Here is a 16,370-nt window from a genome sequence, read left to right as displayed (position 1 = left end):
ATTCATTATTGAGTTACTTTGTTTGGCGTGCCATATTTATGATAGGCTCCATGATTAACTGGACCTACATATTCATTCATTTTCCAAGAATGACGTACAGCTTCAGTAATGAAGTCTTTTGCTGTATAAATCGCTTCTTTTACTGATTTTCCTTCTGCCAGTTGAGCTGTAATTGCTGCTGAAGATGAGCAGCCAGCACCATGTGTATTTGTTGTTTCAATTTTTTCGGATTCTAAAATTTCAAACTCTTTGCCATCGAATAAAAGGTCGATTGCTTTATCGTGGTCTAATTTGTTTCCACCTTTGATAAGGACATATTTTGCACCAAGCGCATGAATTTTTTCTGCCGCTTGTTTCATATCCTCGATCGTTTTAATAGGTGCTGTTCCAGCTAATTGTGCCGCTTCGAAAAGGTTCGGTGTAACGACTGTTGCTCTTGGTACAAGCACGTCGCGAAGAGCAATAGCTGTTTCAGGATGAAGCACTTCATCTTCACCTTTACATACCATAACAGGGTCAATTACGACTTTATCTAATTTTAGTTCGTCTATTTTTCGAGCAACGAGTTCAATAATTTCTACTGAACCGAGCATACCTGTTTTCATTGCGTCGATGCCGACAGATAAGATCGTTTCCATTTGTGCTTCTAATACGTTAACAGGTGTTGGGAATACGTTATGTGCCCAACCGTTTTTTGGATCCATTGTTACAATCGTTGTCAGTGCAGACATTCCGTAAATGCCGAATTCTTGGAATGTTTTTAAGTCAGCTTGAAGACCAGCGCCCCCGCTAGAATCTGAGCCAGCTACTGTCATCGCTTTTTTCATAGTCATATGTGTGACCCCCTTAGGAGAATTAAAATCTGTATGATATTATACCCAATATCCTTGTTTTAGAATATACCATTATTTCCATTCTGTAAAATGAAGAAGAACTTTGTTTTCGCTTATATGATAGGTAATAATGAGAGATAAAAAGGAGGGTGAAAATGATAAACCACGTGTTAGCAAAAGATTGGCAAGTTCTTTTAGAAAAAGAATTTAGAAAACCATATTATATGGAGCTCGAACATTTCTTGGAGCAAGAGTATGAACAGCATCATGTATATCCGAAGGCTGAGAACATTTACCAGGCCCTTCAATTAACCCCTTATGAAGAGGTGAAAGTTGTTATTCTTGGGCAAGACCCGTATCATGGTCCAAATCAAGCGCATGGTTTAAGCTTTTCTGTTCAACCTGAAGTGAAAATTCCGCCATCTTTAAAGAATATCTATAAGGAGCTGCATCAAGATATAGGCTGTTCCATTCCGAATAATGGTTATCTCATTGAATGGGCTAAGCAAGGGGTGCTGCTGTTAAATACTGTTTTGACGGTACGAGAAGGAGAGGCAAATTCTCATCGTGGGAAGGGCTGGGAGACGTTCACGACAGAAGTGATTCGTTTGTTGAATGAACGAGAAAAGCCGATGGTGTTTATTCTATGGGGGAAACCAGCTCAAAGTAAAATGTCTCTCATTGATATAGAGCGTCATAAAGTTTTAACAGCTCCACATCCAAGTCCGCTCTCAGCTAATCGAGGTTTCTTTGGGAGCCAGCCTTTTTCGAAGACAAACGCCTATTTAAAGCAATGGGGTATGCAAGAAATCGATTGGCAAATTTCAAATCGGTAAAGGGAAGGGAGAAACCGGTTAATGAAAAGGGTAAATTGTATGGCATGTAAGCATTATTTTGTCACATGGGATATGAAATTTCCGAAAGGGTGTCGCGCTTTTCAATTTAAAACACCAAACTTACCATCTCTAGATGTCTTTCGCTCGTCAGGAGAAGTGTGTCTGAAATTTGAAGATAAGCGAAAGAGGGGGAAAATCTAGCATGCACATTGTTTCTGTTGAAGGGGAATTTTTGATATGCTAAATAAGACCTAATAGGCGAGGTGAATAGAATTGCAAATCTCATCGAAGCAAGTGTTAGAAAAGATGGAGGAGCTTGTTGCAAAGGCAAAGCAGGCAGACTCTGAAGACGCATTAAAAGGATACATAATGGCTGTACAAGCACTGTGTGAGGTGATGGTGAATGAGCAGCCGTCAACTTCTCCACTGCACATAAGTCAACCCGTGAAGCAGATGACGACTGTGCAACATACAACAGCAGTCCCTATAACAGAGCGAGTAAAGGTAGAAGGGGCTAACGGAAGTTCGTTATTGGATTTTTAAACATAGAGGAGAGATAAGATGAAGCTGTTTATTATTTTAGGAGCGATCAATGGGTTTCTAGCGGTCGCTTTAGGAGCATTTGGAGCACATGGTTTAGAAGGGAAAATTCCGGATAAATATTTGAATATATGGGGAAAAGCCGTTCAATATCAAATGTTTCATGCAGGTGGTTTACTAGCGATTGGTTTACTTGCCGGAAAAGTTTCGGGTTCTCTTATTAATTGGTCTGGCTGGCTGATGTTTGCAGGGATTATTATTTTCTCAGGCAGTCTATACGTCTTAGCTGTGACACAGATTAAGGTATTAGGTGCCATTACGCCAATTGGTGGGGTTGCTTTCTTAGCAGCATGGGTTCTTATGATTATTGCGGTCTATAAATTGTAAAAATCAAAAAGCTGGTGAAAGGTTTATGCCTTTCACCAGCTTTTTTTATCTCGGTGGGAAGGAGGTTAAATTGGAACCACCTCCAAATGGATATTCATATTCAATTTCTTCATCAAATGTAATGTAGTCTACGTATACCATTGGAATTAAGTAACGTTGTCCGCTTTGTGGATCACTAAGAATGAGATGGTCACGTCCAGCCGCTTCAATAATCCCTTTGAATTTTTTTGCATTCCATTCTCTGTTATTCTCAAAAGTTGCATAAACGGTGGCAAGCTTTCCTTTATTTAAGCGGAGAATGTTTTCAATATAAGATTGTTCGACAGGAAGCATACCAGGGACTTCAGGTCCTCCTGGAGGCTGGCCTGTTGGTAAGGAACCTTGCGAACCTGCTTGTTGTTGCGGAAAAGGTGCTTGTTGCTGTTGCTGTTGCGGTGGAAAAGGTGCCTGCTGTTGTGGAAAAGACATTTGCTGCTGTGGCATATACCCTTGTTGATAGCCTTCCCCTTGTCTATAAGCAGCATCTGGACTTTCAAAAGGCGGGTAAGGACCGCCATAAGGATACACTCCATAAGGGTTTGGGTTATTATTTTGTGACATGGTATTCCCTCCTAATTAATCAATATTTAAAAGGTTTGAGAAACACTTGGGCATTCGGATTGTGTTGGTTGGGAAGGCAGTATGTTGTATAAAGATTAGTAAGTGATAAGCTGTTAAAATTATCACTATTTCAAATTTATGGGGGAAAGGGTTGGATTATGCTAGAAGAAATTTTAATTTCATATGGAATATGAAAAGCCCTCGAATAATCGAGAGCTCACTTAATGCACTTGCACGTTTCTTAATGTCTAGCTCCAACGGCTGATTGATCGAGCCGTTTCTGCTTTTCTTAATTAAACATATAGGAAGGATGGAATAGATTCTTCTGTTAAAATATTTCCAACGAAGAACGAACCGAACTCTCCATAGCGAGCGCTTACTTCATCAAAGCGCATTTCGTATACTAATTTCTTAAATTGAAGTACATCATCTGCAAAAAGTGTAACACCCCATTCGTAGTCATCAAAACCGACAGAACCCGAAATGATTTGTTTTACTTTTCCTGCATAGCTGCGGCCAATCATACCGTGAGAACGCATTAAGCTTTTGCGCTCATCCATGCTAAGCATGTACCAGTTATCATCTCCTTGGCGACGCTTATCCATTGGATAGAAGCATACATGTTTGGCTTTTGGCAGAGTTGGATATAGTCGAGCGCGTACATGTGGATTTTGATACGGATCTTCCCCGTCTCCACCTGCTAAGTAGTTGCTTAACTCAACGACAGAAACATAAGAATAGGCTGGAATTGTATATTCAGCCAGCTTTGTTTTATTGAATTCATTTTCAATCGCATTTAATTCTTCCATTGTAGGACGAGCAAACATAAGCATAAAGTCTGCTTTTTGACCAACGATTGAATAAAGAGCGTGACTTCCTTCATTGTTGCTTTGTGTTGTATTCCATTTGTCTAGTAAACCTTGGAATTCTGAAATCGCTAATTGGCGTTCATCGCTCGAAAGCGTTTTCCAAGAAGCCCAATCAATTAGGCGAAAATCGTGCAAACAATACCAACCATCTAGAGTTTGTGCTGCTTCACTCATTACAATCACTCCTAAAGTGTTAAGATACCTTTAATATAACATAGTTTTCATAATAGATTTGTCTTTAAACAATCAATTGACAATGTTCGAAAAAATTTCATAAATAGAGTTTTCCCATTAAGGGAATCATTTAAAACCATGAAAATAGTTTGAAAGCGGTTTAATAAGTATGGAATTTTAATACATCCTAGAGTATTCTTAAGTTATACCAAAAACCATACGTTTCTCGCCATACATAATGAGCGAACAGAGAAGGGAATCGTATACATTAAGGAGGATGTAGCAATGAGTGATTTATTTAAGATTTTAGAAGAGAAGATCTCTAAAGAAAATGTAAAAATCGTCTTTCCAGAAGGATTAGATGAGCGTATCCTTGCCGCTGCAGCTCGACTTGCCAACGAGAAATTATTAACTCCAATTTTAATTGGAGACATCGAAGAGATTCAGCAGAAAGCGGATCAATTAAAGGTTTCTTTAGAATCGGTAGAATTGTATGATCCGAAAAAATATCCAGACATGGATAAAATGATTGCAGCTTTTGTAGAAGTTCGAAAAGGAAAGGTGACAGAGGAGCAAGCGCGCCAAATCCTATTAGATGGAAACTATTTCGGCACGATGCTTGTTCATCTGAATGATGCACATGGAATGGTAAGCGGTGCTGCGCACTCTACAGCTGATACGGTTCGTCCAGCTCTTCAAATTATTAAAACAAAGCCTGGTATTCAAAAAACCTCTGGTGTATTTATTATGGTGCGCGGGGAAGAGAAATACGTATTCGCAGACTGTGCCATCAATATTTCTCCAGATAGCCAAGATTTAGCTGAAATCGCGGTGGAAAGTGCGAAAACAGGTCAAATGTTTGATATTGAGCCACGTGTAGCTCTATTAAGCTTTTCAACAAAGGGATCTGCTGTTTCACCTGAAACAGAAAAAGTCGTTAAAGCTGTACAGCTAGTACATGAGATGGATCCACAGCTTGTTGTCGATGGTGAAATTCAATTTGACGCTGCCTTCATACCAGCTGTTGCAAAAAGTAAAGCACCGAATTCACCTCTTCACGGAAACGCTAATGTATTCGTTTTTCCAAGTCTTGAAGCGGGTAATATCGGCTACAAAATGGTTCAACGTCTTGGCAATTTTGAAGCAGTCGGTCCAATTTTACAAGGCCTTAATCGCCCAGTTAATGATTTATCCCGCGGTTGCAGCGAAGAAGACGTGTATAAATTAGCAATTATTACAGCGGCTCAGTCACTTTAAGTGGTGTGGATAAATTGTTGATAACTTATTGAAGGGGAGATCGATATGCGTGAGACAGATTCTTTGTTAGTGCAGCGAGAGTGGAGAGTGATTGACCAGTCATCTCTCGGTTCAAAGTTTCATGCGTTGGAGTCCTTTGCGATGGATGATACGCTTTGCGCTTTAGTTGGGGCAGAGCAAACGACCGCTGTTGCTAGAGCATGGGTTCATCATCAAACCGTCGTATTAGGCATTCAAGATACAAAGCTTCCTTTTCTTAAACAAGGTATTGATGTGTTGGATAGACATGGTTTTCAAGCGATTGTTCGAAATTCAGGGGGGCTTGCTGTTGTACTAGATGAGGGTGTATTAAATCTATCATTAGTTTTTCCTGAAACAGAACATCGAATTGATATCAATCGTGGTTACGACACAATGTGGGACTTAATTAGGCTTATGTTTGCTGATTTTGCGGTAGAGATTGAAGCGAAAGAGATTGTTGGTTCTTATTGTCCTGGCAGCTACGATTTAAGCATTGCTGGTCAAAAATTCGCGGGTATTTCACAGCGCCGTATTCGAAATGGCGTTGCTGTTCAAATCTATCTTTGTGTCAGTGGAAGCGGCTCTAAACGAGCACAGCTAATCAAAGAGTTTTATCATGCAGCGCTTGCGGAGACAAAAACGAAATTTACATATCCGGATATTCAACCCGATGTGATGGCATCCCTAGAAGAATTACTTCAAACCCGTCTTACGATATCTGATGTAATAAAGCGCTTTTTACAAGTACTCCAAACACATACTGGACAAGTTCAGATGCTACCTCTAACCGTGGAAGAGCAACCATTATTTGAGTCTTATTTAACAAGAATTAAAGAGAGAAATGACAAGGCGATGCCAAAGTAAGAAAAGTAGAAGGTATCTGGAGCAAGATATCAAGAAAAGAGAAACTGGCTCGTTTAGATTAATCACAGAGAAGAGTCATCGAAAGAGAGAAATTCCCTTTCGGTGACTCTTCTTTTTTCAAAAGTGTAGTATAATCATTCTTCCATGAGCAAATTGTAATGGCGCGGAATGGAATACTAACAGCCGCCATAGTGAGATTGAGTAAATAAAAAAGACGATCCCCCTTGAATGAATATTAGAGAATCGCCCTATAGTCGAATGAATTTAGATTATAAATTATTCTTTTTAAAGTAATCTAAAAATGCATGGGAAATTTCAATTCCTTGATAAAAAAGAAAGCTAAATGCTGTAAGTGAAAAGAACCCCATCATTAAAAAACGAATCCACATATATATTCCCCCTTGTAATTTTTTTAAAAAAAATCAAGGAGTACGTATTAGATAATTCGCCTGATAAAAAATGGGTGTAAAGAAAATAAGTTTATTGCGGGTTTGAGTTAATAAGACATTGAATGAGATAAAAACAAGAGATAAATAGATAAAGAATTGTAAAATATTTATTGGAGTGAAAGGATGTTTCTTATTATCATCTTTTGAAGGAAAGTCTTGGACGTCCCCATTAAAGGCGGTGATTGCTTTGCTTTCATGCAAATCTAAAGCTTTCGTATTTTCGCCCGTATATTGAGTAACTAAGAAGGACAAAAAGACAAGCAGCAATACGCCATAAAAAACTTTTGTTTTTCTCATCTTTCCATCCCTCCTTAGAAAAGTATACATTTATTATAAGGGCTCTTTATGTGTAAGTAAACAGATTATTCCGAAAATTATGAAGAATTATGGAGACTATTTAGGGAATTTTATGAAAAAAGTTAAGTTTCTATATAAGAGTCGTGTGTTCTTTGGGGATACACAAGTTTTAAGATTCATTTATATGATAAAAAACTCTGTTTATTCTCTTCCATATTGTTAAGAGGATAAACAGAGTTTTAGTTATTTTAAACTGCTCATAGGCAGTAGTTTATGTTGAAAGGAAAAGACGTATCTTATTACCGTACATGTTCAACTTGTTAAAGGGGCATAAGAATGTTTATTTGAATACGCTGTTGATTTGGCTCCTGCTCATGTGGGATTACGGTCTCACCCGCCTTTCAGCTACGCTAAAAGGCAGCTCTAGCTCCATGAAACAAAGAGAAAACAGGGGCCAAAAAATTAGATAAGAGACTGTCGAAAACCAAATTGTTTATATATAACCTTTTTCTATACTATCTTTCGTTTAGTATACATTCAGATAGTATAAGAAAATCTTGCTCTCTTATTCCGCCATTTTTTCTAAATTTCCATTGCGGTCCATTTTAAATTTCGTTGTTGGGCGCTCATCTTCTTCTAATAAAACAAGCTTTCTTGCCCGGTTCATAATCTTCATCAGAGTTTCATAATCTTCTTGAATTAAGCCCGTATTTTGTTCTAAATGATTAACTTTCCCTTCAAGTTCTTCATTCCGCTTTTTTAATTCTTTAATTTCAAGCTTTAAACGTTCATTCTCTGTTTTTAACACTTCCGCTTGCAGCATACGTCCATTCATTGTTTCGAGGAATGAAATGACTGTATCGAGTGTCAGTGTTGTTTCTGTGAGTGCATAATTGTGAACCGTAGTTTCCGCTTTACCGTCCTCATAATTGCTAGTTTCTAATGTTAGTTCAACTTCATTAGGCTCGCCTTTTGGTACAGTAATGTCTGCTATAGTAGGGGTAGGTGGTGTATATAATAACTTCTTCTTTCCACCTTGGTCTTTTCCTAAAATTCTTTGACGTTGCTTTCGTTGTTTTTTGGCGAGTGATAGAGCTTTATCATAGTTATGACGAACAACCGCATTCCAGCGAAAACCGCATGCAGCTGAAGTCCGGTTTAATTTGTCGCCCACCTCTTCAAAAGCATTTAATTGTGTGCTTCCTTCACGAACATGACGTAGTACCGTCTCTGCTAATAATAAATCGTCTTCTTCTGTCCAAGCATCTTGCCGAATTTTCATAAGCGCATACTTCCTTTCTTGTACTATCTAAAAATGATAAATTGATGATATTGAAGTTTAGGAACATTGTTGTATTTTACTAATCAGTTTGGACAGGTTCGGGAAATTTTATTCATAAAAGTTAAAAGGATAGTAGTTTTTATTTGACTGCTTTAGATTGTTACTCATATATGACTTTTGTAAAAAGTAGGAAAAGGAGCGTATATTCGGTGCATGTTCACCTCTTGAAATAAACAAGTAGAAGCGGTAAAATACCATTTAGTTATTTAAATATAAATATAAAGAGTAGATTGTTTATATATAGAAAGGATGGTAAACGAAGGATGGCTAATGAATTCCGAGTGTGTGATGACTGCCAGGCAGTTAATATCAAAACTTTGGTACCTCGTTTACAAAAGCTAGACCCGGATGCAAAGATTGAAGTGGGCTGCCAATCCTATTGTGGTCCAGGAAGAAAGAAATCTTTTGCTTTTGTGAATAATCGTCCAGTAGCAGCGCCAACAGAAGATGAGTTAATGGATAAGATAGATAAGAAGCTTAAATAATGTACTGTATCATCATCACCTCGTAGTTGATTGGCGTGGTGATTTTTTATCGCGAATGCATAGGTAGGATGCCTCTTTAATAGAAGATTTATTCCAGACTTCTTACAATTTTAGCCGCATTTCTTGCTGTAAAGATAGGCTTTTAAAGGGAAACAAGCTATAATTGATAGAAATGATTTTAAAAAAGAGAGGCGCTTATGAAGTATTCCCATGAAAAATTAATGGAAGAGAAAGTGTTTAAAGATCCAGTGCATCGCTATATTCACGTTCGTGATCGGGTGATTTGGGATTTAATAGGGACGAAGGAATTTCAACGATTGCGTCGAATTAAGCAGCTAGGTACAACTTATTTGACATTTCATGGAGCTGAACATAGTCGGTTTAATCATTCACTTGGTGTGTATGAAATTGTGCGTCGTATTGTAGATGATGTATTTGTGAATCGACAAGAATGGAAGCAGGAGGAACGGCTTCTTTCTTTATGTGCGGCTCTTTTGCATGATTTAGGGCATGGGCCATTCTCTCATTCTTTTGAAAAAGTATTTAATTTGGACCATGAGCAGTTTACTCAGCAAATTATTCTTGGTGATACAGAAGTGAATGCTGTGTTAAAAAAAGTGGCGGAGGATTTCCCGAAAAAAGTCGCAGAAGTTATTGCCAAAACATATGCAAATAAGTTAGTTGTCAGTTTAATTTCAAGCCAAATTGATGCAGATCGTATGGATTACTTGCAGCGTGATGCGTATTTTACAGGTGTTAGCTACGGCCATTTTGATATGGAGCGGATTCTGCGTGTTATGCGTCCTCGCGAAGAGCAGGTTGTTATTAAGCAAAGCGGGATGCATGCTGTGGAAGATTACATCATGAGTCGTTATCAAATGTATTGGCAAGTCTACTTTCATCCAGTAACGCGCAGTGCGGAAGTGATTTTAACAAAGATTTTGCATAGAGCGAAATACTTATCGGAGTCAGGCTATACGTTCGCTCAAGAGCCTGTCCATTTTTATTCGATGTTTAACGGGCATGTGACGTTAGCGGATTATTTAAAAATGGATGAAGCCGTGATGCTCTATTATTTTCAATGCTGGGAAAATGAAGAGGATGCCATTTTAAAGGATTTATGTAGTCGGTTTGCAAATCGTAGATTGTTTAAGTATGTGGAATTTCACCCATCAAATGAACAGATGAATAAGTTAATGGAATTAAATACGTTATTTAAAAAAGCGGGCATTGATCCCGAATATTATCTCGTGGTCGATTCTTCATCCGATTTACCCTATGATTTCTATCGTCCAGGTGAGGAAGAAGAGCGTTTGCCGATTCATCTGTTGAAGAATAACGGAGAGATTCGTGAATTGTCTCGTGAATCACAAATCGTTGATGCTATTTCAGGTAAGCGCAGAACGGATCATAAGCTATATTTCCCTGAAGATTTATTGCGCGATGAATCGACAAAGAAAATTGTAAAAAGACAAATTCGAAGACTATTGGATTTGCCGGAATAAGATAGGAACATTTGGGTAAGGAGTGATGAGCCTTGTTTAAGGATCATGCGAAAATTATAAATGCTATTTCTGTTGCAGGAGAGATTTCTGGCCGAAAAAAACTGCAAAAGATCGTCTATATTGCGAAAAAGCTATCATTTCCCTTTCAAGAGAAATATCAGTTCCATTTCTATGGACCGTATTCAGAGGAACTAACATTACGAATTGAAGAGCTGTGCAATATGGGCTACTTAAATGAAGTAAGAGAAAAAAGGGCTGGGTATTACCAATACTGCTATTCCATTACAGAAGCGGGTCGTGACTTTTTATCGATGCAGGAAGTGGATATGCCAATGTTAGAAGAGTGCTTGCTAGATATGAACGAACAAAATGCACGCTTTTTAGAGCTTGTTTCTACCGTATTATTTTTCGATACGCTCGAAAAAGATGAGGTAATCGAGAAGATTTTTACATTAAAAAGCAAGCAGAAATATACACTCGAAGAAATTGATGAAGCGTATGTATATATTGAACAGTTACAAGAGAAAGCTAAGCTGAGCTAACAGCTTAGCTTTTTCTCTATGTATAGAATAAAAAAGCGGGACTAGCTCGGTCAAATTGCGTACCAAATGGGGCACTGATGGCTCCGGTCTTTTTCGCAGTGACCTAGCCAGTAAGCTAGAATTTACACTTCTCTATCCTTTTATAAATCGCTTTTACGAACGCCTGCGACAGCTAGATGGTTTTTAGACATTTCTTCGATAAAAATCGTTACAGCTTCTGCTGGTGCTCCTGTTGTTTCCGAAACAGCTGCAGTTACTTTTTCTACTAATGCTTTCTTTTGCTCGTCTGTACGGCCTTCTAGCATTTTTACAGTTACATATGGCATATAGTTTCCCTCCTTTCCCGATATGATTGTAGTGTTTCATATTGTGGAAGAAATTGCAACAATCTGAAAACAGAGTTTTTTCCCTTCTCAGTGATTTCCTGTATACTAGGGGTATAAAATAATGGGGGAGAAACTATGGATGGATTTTTTAGCGTTTGATTTACAACAGTTGCCATATGTCATCGTCGTTCTGCTAATTGCTTTTACCGTACATGAATTTGCCCATGCTTATGTGGCGTATAAGTTTGGTGATTTAACAGCGAAAAATGAGGGCCGAGTGACGTTAAATCCAGTTTCACATTTAGATCCAGTCGGTACGATTTTTATTTTGCTGTTTGGATTTGGATGGGCGCGACCGGTTCCTGTGAATCGTTTTTATTTTAAAAATCCACGTCTAGCAGGAATTTTAGTATCTTTTGCTGGTCCCTTTAGTAATTTAGTGGTTGCGAGTATAGGGTACTTTGTTTGGTACGGATTGCTTGCCGCAGGAGTACAAATATCTCCATTGATTGTCCCGTTTTTTGAAATGCTTATTTGGCTGAATCTTGTGTTGTTTGTCTTTAATTTATTGCCGTTTCCTCCTTTGGATGGATATCGGATTATTGAAGACTTAGTTTCGACAGATATGCGGGCTAAATTAACGCAATTTGAACAGTATGGCATGTTAGTGTTTTTAATTATCGTTCTTACCCCGCTCAGTCATTATACGATTGATCCACTATTTCAAACGGTACTGCCGTTTATTTCAGGTACATTAAGTCAATTTTTTAGCGGTATCTTTTTTTAAGATAAATATGGATGGAGGAGAGTAGAAGAATGGAAGAACAACAAAAGAAAAAGGTCGGTTTTAATATTATCAAAAACGATCCTACAGAGGGACATGGTGGATTTGGTGCAGGTGTATTAACGCTTGATAATATTTCACCGGTCATTATTGATGTCGAAGCTGGAGAAGCAGAAGTGGATATTGGTGCGATGCATGCGCGCAGTGCGGTAGAACGCGGCATTAAGTTTTTAACTTCTAAAGAGGAAGTCCCAAATGCTAAACCATATTGGCTCGTCTGGGTTACGATTGAAGTAGGTCCAAATGGTCCGCTATATGCTGGTGTAACGGCTTGTGAAATGACGGTTGATCGCTCGATTCGCCGTGGATACAAGTCATTGCCAGAGCATGTGAATAAAATGGATAAATCATTGAAACGTCATATTATGGTCGAGCATATGGACGATAAATCGAAAAAGATATTAGCCGATTATTTACAGAATCATGATGCAGGTATGTGGGAGCGTTCTGCAGAGCAATTAAAGCAGGATTTGACGGTTGAATAATAGTAACTATAGGAAGTAGAAGAAGCCGCCCAAAAGTATATACTTTTGGGTGGCTTCTTTGTTTGTCTAGAATGAAAAAATCCCGCGAAATAGAGAGAGAATCCCGCCAAATTTGTAAAAAATCCCGCTGAATTGTCTTGTAATCCCGCCAATTCAATGTTTATTAGCCCCAAGGTTTTAAAATCCACTTATACCAAGGTTTTTTCGCTGGTTGTTGTTCTTTCGGTGCATCACCTTTGAAATGCTCTGGACAATATTCCTCTGGTTCTGTTCCTTTGACAAAGTAGGTTAAACGGGAATTGGAGCAACGTTCGGACGCAATTTTTCCGCTTTTTGGATCGATATGAAGACCGACGACGTTGCTTGTTTCTTTAAAATATTTTACTGGCTTATCTTTAAGACTTGCTTCCATGAAGGTAGCCCAAATTTTCTTAGCGTATCCCTTTTCGGCTGGATTTTCAATTTTTTTTGCTTGATCATACCCTGTCCATACCCCTGTAACAAGTTGTGGTGTGTAGCCAATCATCCAACTATCTGTAGAGGTAGAACCGGATTTTCCGGCGTACACGCGCGTTAATTGTTTACTAATCGTGCTGCCTGTTACTTTGGTATAACCGTTAAGCGTTTCATCAAAGACGCCTGTTAGCATCTGTGTCATGACAAAAGTTTGATCAGGGTCCAGCACTTGTTCGTTTTCTTTTTTATATTGAAATAAAACATCGCCTTGGTGATTCTCTACTCTTGTAATGAAAACTGGTTTTACCTTTTTCCCACCATTAGCAAATAGGCTGTATGCATTGACCATTTCTATGATACGTGCTCCCGACGTTCCTAATGCAAGCGATGGCACGACTTCCATCTTTGATGTTAGTCCGAAACGTTTAGCGGTATCGCGAAGTACTTTTTGTCCAAGGAACAAATGTGTTTTCACCGCATAAATGTTATCTGATAGGGCAATGGCTTGAGCAAGTGTAATTTCCGAATCGGCGTACTGATGGTTGTAATTACTTGGTGAATACGAGGATTGGCCCTCATCAAATTTAAATGTCGTTTTTTCACTCATTAAAGTAGTCGAAGGCGTGAACCCATTTTCTAATGCAGCATAGTAGAGAAGCGGCTTAATCGTAGAGCCCGGTTGACGAAGCGCTTGTGTAGCTCGGTTGAAAGGTGATTGTTGATAATCTCTTCCTCCTACAAGCGCTGTTACTTCTCCCGTTTTAGGTTTCATCGCCACGAGTGCTCCTTGAATGTTGGAGGACTTGGTGATGATTTTTTCAAATGCTTCTTCTGCTAATGCTTGCTGTTTTTCATCTAATGTTGTATATACACGTAAACCGCCAAGCTCAATGGTCCGCTCATCGATTCCTAACTCCTTTTGCAGCGTCTGCTTGACGGCGTCCTGGAAATACGGAGCTATTTTATTTGTAACAATTGTATGTTCACCTTTTAAGGATAAAGGAGCTTGGAGAGCTTGTTTTCGTTTTGCTTCAGAAATGTAGTTTTTTTGTACCATTGAATGCAAAACAATGTTTTGGCGAGTTTTTGCTTTCTCTAGATTTACAATTGGAGAGTAGCTGCTTGGCCCTTTTGGAATGCCCGCCAGAATGCTGGCCTCAGCAAGAGTGAGTTCTTTTGCTGTTTTTCCAAAATAATATTGACTGGCTGCCTCAGCCCCATAAGCTCCATGTCCATAATAAATTGTATTTAAGTAGCCTTCGAGAATTTCTTCTTTTGAATAATTCATTTCGAGCCGAATCGTATATAAAGCTTCATTCCATTTTCGCTTCCATGTTTTATCGTGATCGAGAAAAAGATTTCGAGCATATTGCTGAGTAATCGTACTTGCTCCCTGGACTTTTGCTCTTGCTTTTAAATCTGCTATAATGGCGCCGCCAATTCGCTTTACATCAAAGCCCTTATGTGTATAAAACTGTCGATCTTCCACGGCGACAGTCGCGTTAACAAGCTCCGGTGAAATGGAGTCAATCGACACCCAATAGCGTTTTTGGCCATTATTGGTTTCTCCGATGACTGTCCCGCTTTCACTGTAGTAAAGGGTAGATTCCGGGACGGCCAATGGAGGTGGGCCAAGGATTTTTGCATAAATGAGCAGAGACAGAAGCATGATAAATAGAAGGATTATTCCGAGTGTTGCTAGGATTAGAAATGCTCGCACATATTTTCCAGCCCTTTTAAATCGCTGAAGTGGTATCACTTCCATTGCTTTGCCTCCTTATTAAAAAGTTTGCTAAGTAAGGTGAATCATCTATCTATTATTTATTATGGAAGAAAAAGTATTTTTTAAACGTCGTAATTGTAAATAGCAAAGATTTATCTTGCAATTTTGCTAGATTCGTCTATACTTTTTCTAGCTAAAGCCAACAGCAACCGGTTCATTTCAATAAATAGATGCGAATAAATGAGCATTTGGTTTACGAGAAACAAACTGAGAACTTTGGTATTACGATGAAAGTGAATCGTACTTTACATACAGAACAAACTGATTGAAGCAATATACAAAAGAACTTCATAAAGCAGCTTTTGTACTGCCTAAGTTTGTTCAAGATTTAGTAAAATAAATAAGAGTTTTTTTAGAAACTCCTATTATAGATAAAATGTTAAAGAAAAAAGGCGGCGTGAACAGAGCTAAGCTTTGCTCATTGTTGAAGCTCAGTTCGGATTTTGGTCCAGTTAACGAAATTAATAAAATTCCGCCCCTTGTCTGCTAAGGAGGGCATAAACATGCGTTTTGATGAAGCTTATTCAGGTAATGTATTTATTAAAAGTCACCCTAATTATGAAGAGTCGGAAGCGGTTCTTTATGGAATGCCGATGGACTGGACGGTTAGCTTCCGTCCAGGTTCCCGTTTCGGTCCAGCACGCATTCGGGAAGTATCAATCGGTTTAGAGGAATACAGTCCTTATCTGGATCGAGAATTAGAAGAAGTAAAGTTTTTTGATGCAGGGGATATTCCATTACCGTTTGGAAATCCGCAAAAAAGCATTGATATAATTGAAAGCTATATCGACGGATTACTTGAAGATGGTAAATTCCCGCTTGGAATGGGCGGTGAACACCTTGTGTCCTGGCCGGTTATTAAAGCAATGTATAAAAAGTATCCGGACATGGCGGTTATTCATATGGATGCACATACTGATTTACGCGAAGATTATGAAGGTGAGCCGCTTTCACATGCAGCAATCATCCGTAAAGCAGCTGATTTAATCGGTCCAAAGAATGTGTATTCTTTCGGCATTCGTTCTGGTTTAAAGGAAGAGTTTGAATGGGCGAAAGAGCAAGGTATGCACATTTCGAAATTTGAAGTTCTAGAGCCATTGAAAGAAGTATTACCGAAGCTTGCAGGTCGTCCTGTCTATGTAACTATTGACATTGATGTATTAGACCCTGCACACGCACCAGGTACAGGTACAGTTGATTGCGGCGGCATTACATCGAAAGAATTATTAGCGTCGATTCACGCAATTGCTGGTTCAGACATTAAAGTGGTAGGCTGTGACTTAGTCGAAGTTGCTCCTGTTTATGATCCGTCTGAGCAAACAGCTAACACAGCAAGTAAGCTGATTCGTGAAATGATTTTAGGATGGGTTCAAAAAAAATAATTATGATGTGTATTAAAACTCTACAAAGACTTTTGTTTCTCTGTAGAGTTTTTTTATATAAGGCTTGTTTATTTCACATGAAATCGAAGTTGA

The 16,370-nt window shown here is 38.6% G+C and carries 18 protein-coding genes and 1 pseudogene; 12 read left to right on the top strand and 7 right to left on the bottom strand.

Annotated elements, in window-relative coordinates; all coding sequences use genetic code 11:
- Nucleotides 1-5 precede the first annotated feature (5 nt).
- Nucleotides 6-833: a pyridoxine/pyridoxal/pyridoxamine kinase gene (gene pdxK, locus D1953_RS05955; protein WP_182480517.1), complete on the bottom strand. Its 828-nt coding sequence runs from the start codon at nt 831-833 to the stop codon at nt 6-8.
- A gap of 155 nt (nt 834-988) precedes the next feature.
- On the opposite strand from pdxK, the gene D1953_RS05950 reads away from it, so the two are divergent.
- From D1953_RS05950 to D1953_RS05935, 3 genes are all read left to right on the top strand, one after another.
- Nucleotides 989-1,669 carry a uracil-DNA glycosylase gene (locus D1953_RS05950; protein WP_119116251.1) on the top strand — a complete coding sequence of 227 codons (681 nt, stop codon included), beginning with the start codon at nt 989-991 and terminating at the stop codon, nt 1,667-1,669.
- 273 nt (nt 1,670-1,942) lie between these two features.
- Nucleotides 1,943-2,212 (top strand): YwdI family protein, encoded by a 270-nt coding sequence (locus D1953_RS05940; RefSeq protein WP_245979951.1) that lies wholly within the window; start codon nt 1,943-1,945, stop codon nt 2,210-2,212.
- Nucleotides 2,213-2,230: 18 nt separating this feature from the next.
- Nucleotides 2,231-2,596, top strand: coding sequence for a DUF423 domain-containing protein (locus D1953_RS05935; protein WP_119116249.1), 366 nt, complete (start codon nt 2,231-2,233; stop codon nt 2,594-2,596).
- Between the two features lie 45 nt (nt 2,597-2,641).
- Here D1953_RS05935 and gerQ read toward each other — a convergent pair whose 3' ends face one another.
- Complete coding sequence (gerQ, locus tag D1953_RS05930; protein WP_425454251.1) at nt 2,642-3,196, bottom strand: spore coat protein GerQ; 555 nt, start codon at nt 3,194-3,196, stop codon at nt 2,642-2,644.
- A 293-nt stretch (nt 3,197-3,489) separates the two neighbouring features.
- Entirely contained in the window at nt 3,490-4,239 is a 750-nt protein-coding gene (gene hemQ / locus D1953_RS05925) for a hydrogen peroxide-dependent heme synthase (protein ID WP_119116248.1), read from the bottom strand.
- A gap of 285 nt (nt 4,240-4,524) precedes the next feature.
- Here hemQ and pta point away from each other — a divergent pair, with 285 nt between their 5' ends.
- Nucleotides 4,525-5,496 (top strand): phosphate acetyltransferase, encoded by a 972-nt coding sequence (pta, locus tag D1953_RS05920; RefSeq protein ID WP_119116247.1) that lies wholly within the window; start codon nt 4,525-4,527, stop codon nt 5,494-5,496.
- Nucleotides 5,497-5,541: 45 nt separating this feature from the next.
- Nucleotides 5,542-6,381 (top strand): octanoyl-[GcvH]:protein N-octanoyltransferase, encoded by an 840-nt coding sequence (lipL, locus tag D1953_RS05915; RefSeq protein ID WP_119116246.1) that lies wholly within the window; start codon nt 5,542-5,544, stop codon nt 6,379-6,381.
- A gap of 422 nt (nt 6,382-6,803) precedes the next feature.
- Here the strand turns inward: lipL and D1953_RS05910 are convergent, their stop codons facing one another.
- Entirely contained in the window at nt 6,804-7,127 is a 324-nt protein-coding gene (locus D1953_RS05910) for a hypothetical protein (RefSeq protein ID WP_119116245.1), read from the bottom strand.
- Nucleotides 7,128-7,692: 565 nt separating this feature from the next.
- Complete coding sequence (locus tag D1953_RS05905) at nt 7,693-8,409, bottom strand: RsfA family transcriptional regulator (protein WP_119116244.1); 717 nt, start codon at nt 8,407-8,409, stop codon at nt 7,693-7,695.
- Nucleotides 8,410-8,732: 323 nt separating this feature from the next.
- Here D1953_RS05905 and D1953_RS05900 point away from each other — a divergent pair, with 323 nt between their 5' ends.
- The 3 genes from D1953_RS05900 (at nt 8,733) to D1953_RS05890 (ending at nt 11,001) form a co-directional block, all read left to right on the top strand.
- On the top strand, nt 8,733-8,954 hold the full coding sequence (locus tag D1953_RS05900) for a YuzB family protein (RefSeq protein ID WP_119116243.1): 222 nt from the start codon (nt 8,733-8,735) through the stop codon (nt 8,952-8,954).
- Nucleotides 8,955-9,151: 197 nt separating this feature from the next.
- Complete coding sequence (locus D1953_RS05895) at nt 9,152-10,459, top strand: HD domain-containing protein (RefSeq protein WP_119116242.1); 1,308 nt, start codon at nt 9,152-9,154, stop codon at nt 10,457-10,459.
- Between the two features lie 32 nt (nt 10,460-10,491).
- The gene (locus D1953_RS05890; protein ID WP_119116241.1) at nt 10,492-11,001 is read left to right on the top strand and encodes a YwgA family protein; all 510 of its coding nucleotides are present in this window, start codon (nt 10,492-10,494) and stop codon (nt 10,999-11,001) included.
- Nucleotides 11,002-11,141: 140 nt separating this feature from the next.
- Here the strand turns inward: D1953_RS05890 and D1953_RS05885 are convergent, their stop codons facing one another.
- Nucleotides 11,142-11,327, bottom strand: coding sequence for a 2-hydroxymuconate tautomerase (locus tag D1953_RS05885; protein ID WP_119116240.1), 186 nt, complete (start codon nt 11,325-11,327; stop codon nt 11,142-11,144).
- A 121-nt stretch (nt 11,328-11,448) separates the two neighbouring features.
- On the opposite strand from D1953_RS05885, the gene D1953_RS05880 reads away from it, so the two are divergent.
- Together D1953_RS05880 and D1953_RS05875 are read left to right on the top strand one after the other, a co-directional pair.
- A complete protein-coding gene (locus D1953_RS05880) occupies nt 11,449-12,114 on the top strand; it encodes a site-2 protease family protein (protein ID WP_245979950.1) in 666 nt (221 codons plus the stop codon).
- A gap of 29 nt (nt 12,115-12,143) precedes the next feature.
- A complete protein-coding gene (locus tag D1953_RS05875; RefSeq protein WP_119116239.1) occupies nt 12,144-12,656 on the top strand; it encodes a YwhD family protein in 513 nt (170 codons plus the stop codon).
- Between the two features lie 163 nt (nt 12,657-12,819).
- On the opposite strand, the gene D1953_RS05870 is transcribed toward D1953_RS05875, so the two are convergent.
- Complete coding sequence (locus D1953_RS05870; protein ID WP_119116238.1) at nt 12,820-14,877, bottom strand: transglycosylase domain-containing protein; 2,058 nt, start codon at nt 14,875-14,877, stop codon at nt 12,820-12,822.
- A 188-nt stretch (nt 14,878-15,065) separates the two neighbouring features.
- Between D1953_RS05870 and D1953_RS22155 the strand changes: the two are divergent.
- Together D1953_RS22155 and speB are read left to right on the top strand one after the other, a co-directional pair.
- A pseudogene (locus tag D1953_RS22155) lies at nt 15,066-15,161 on the top strand (hypothetical protein); the annotation flags it as partial.
- A 237-nt stretch (nt 15,162-15,398) separates the two neighbouring features.
- Nucleotides 15,399-16,277, top strand: coding sequence for an agmatinase (speB, locus tag D1953_RS05865; RefSeq protein ID WP_119116237.1), 879 nt, complete (start codon nt 15,399-15,401; stop codon nt 16,275-16,277).
- The last annotated feature ends 93 nt before the right edge of the window (nt 16,278-16,370 follow it).

Source organism: Peribacillus asahii, from assembly GCF_003570725.1.
GTDB lineage: Bacteria > Bacillota > Bacilli > Bacillales > DSM-1321 > Peribacillus > Peribacillus asahii.
The sequence above is the reverse complement of the archived record's forward strand: the minus strand, read 5'-3'. Positions and strand labels throughout refer to the sequence as shown.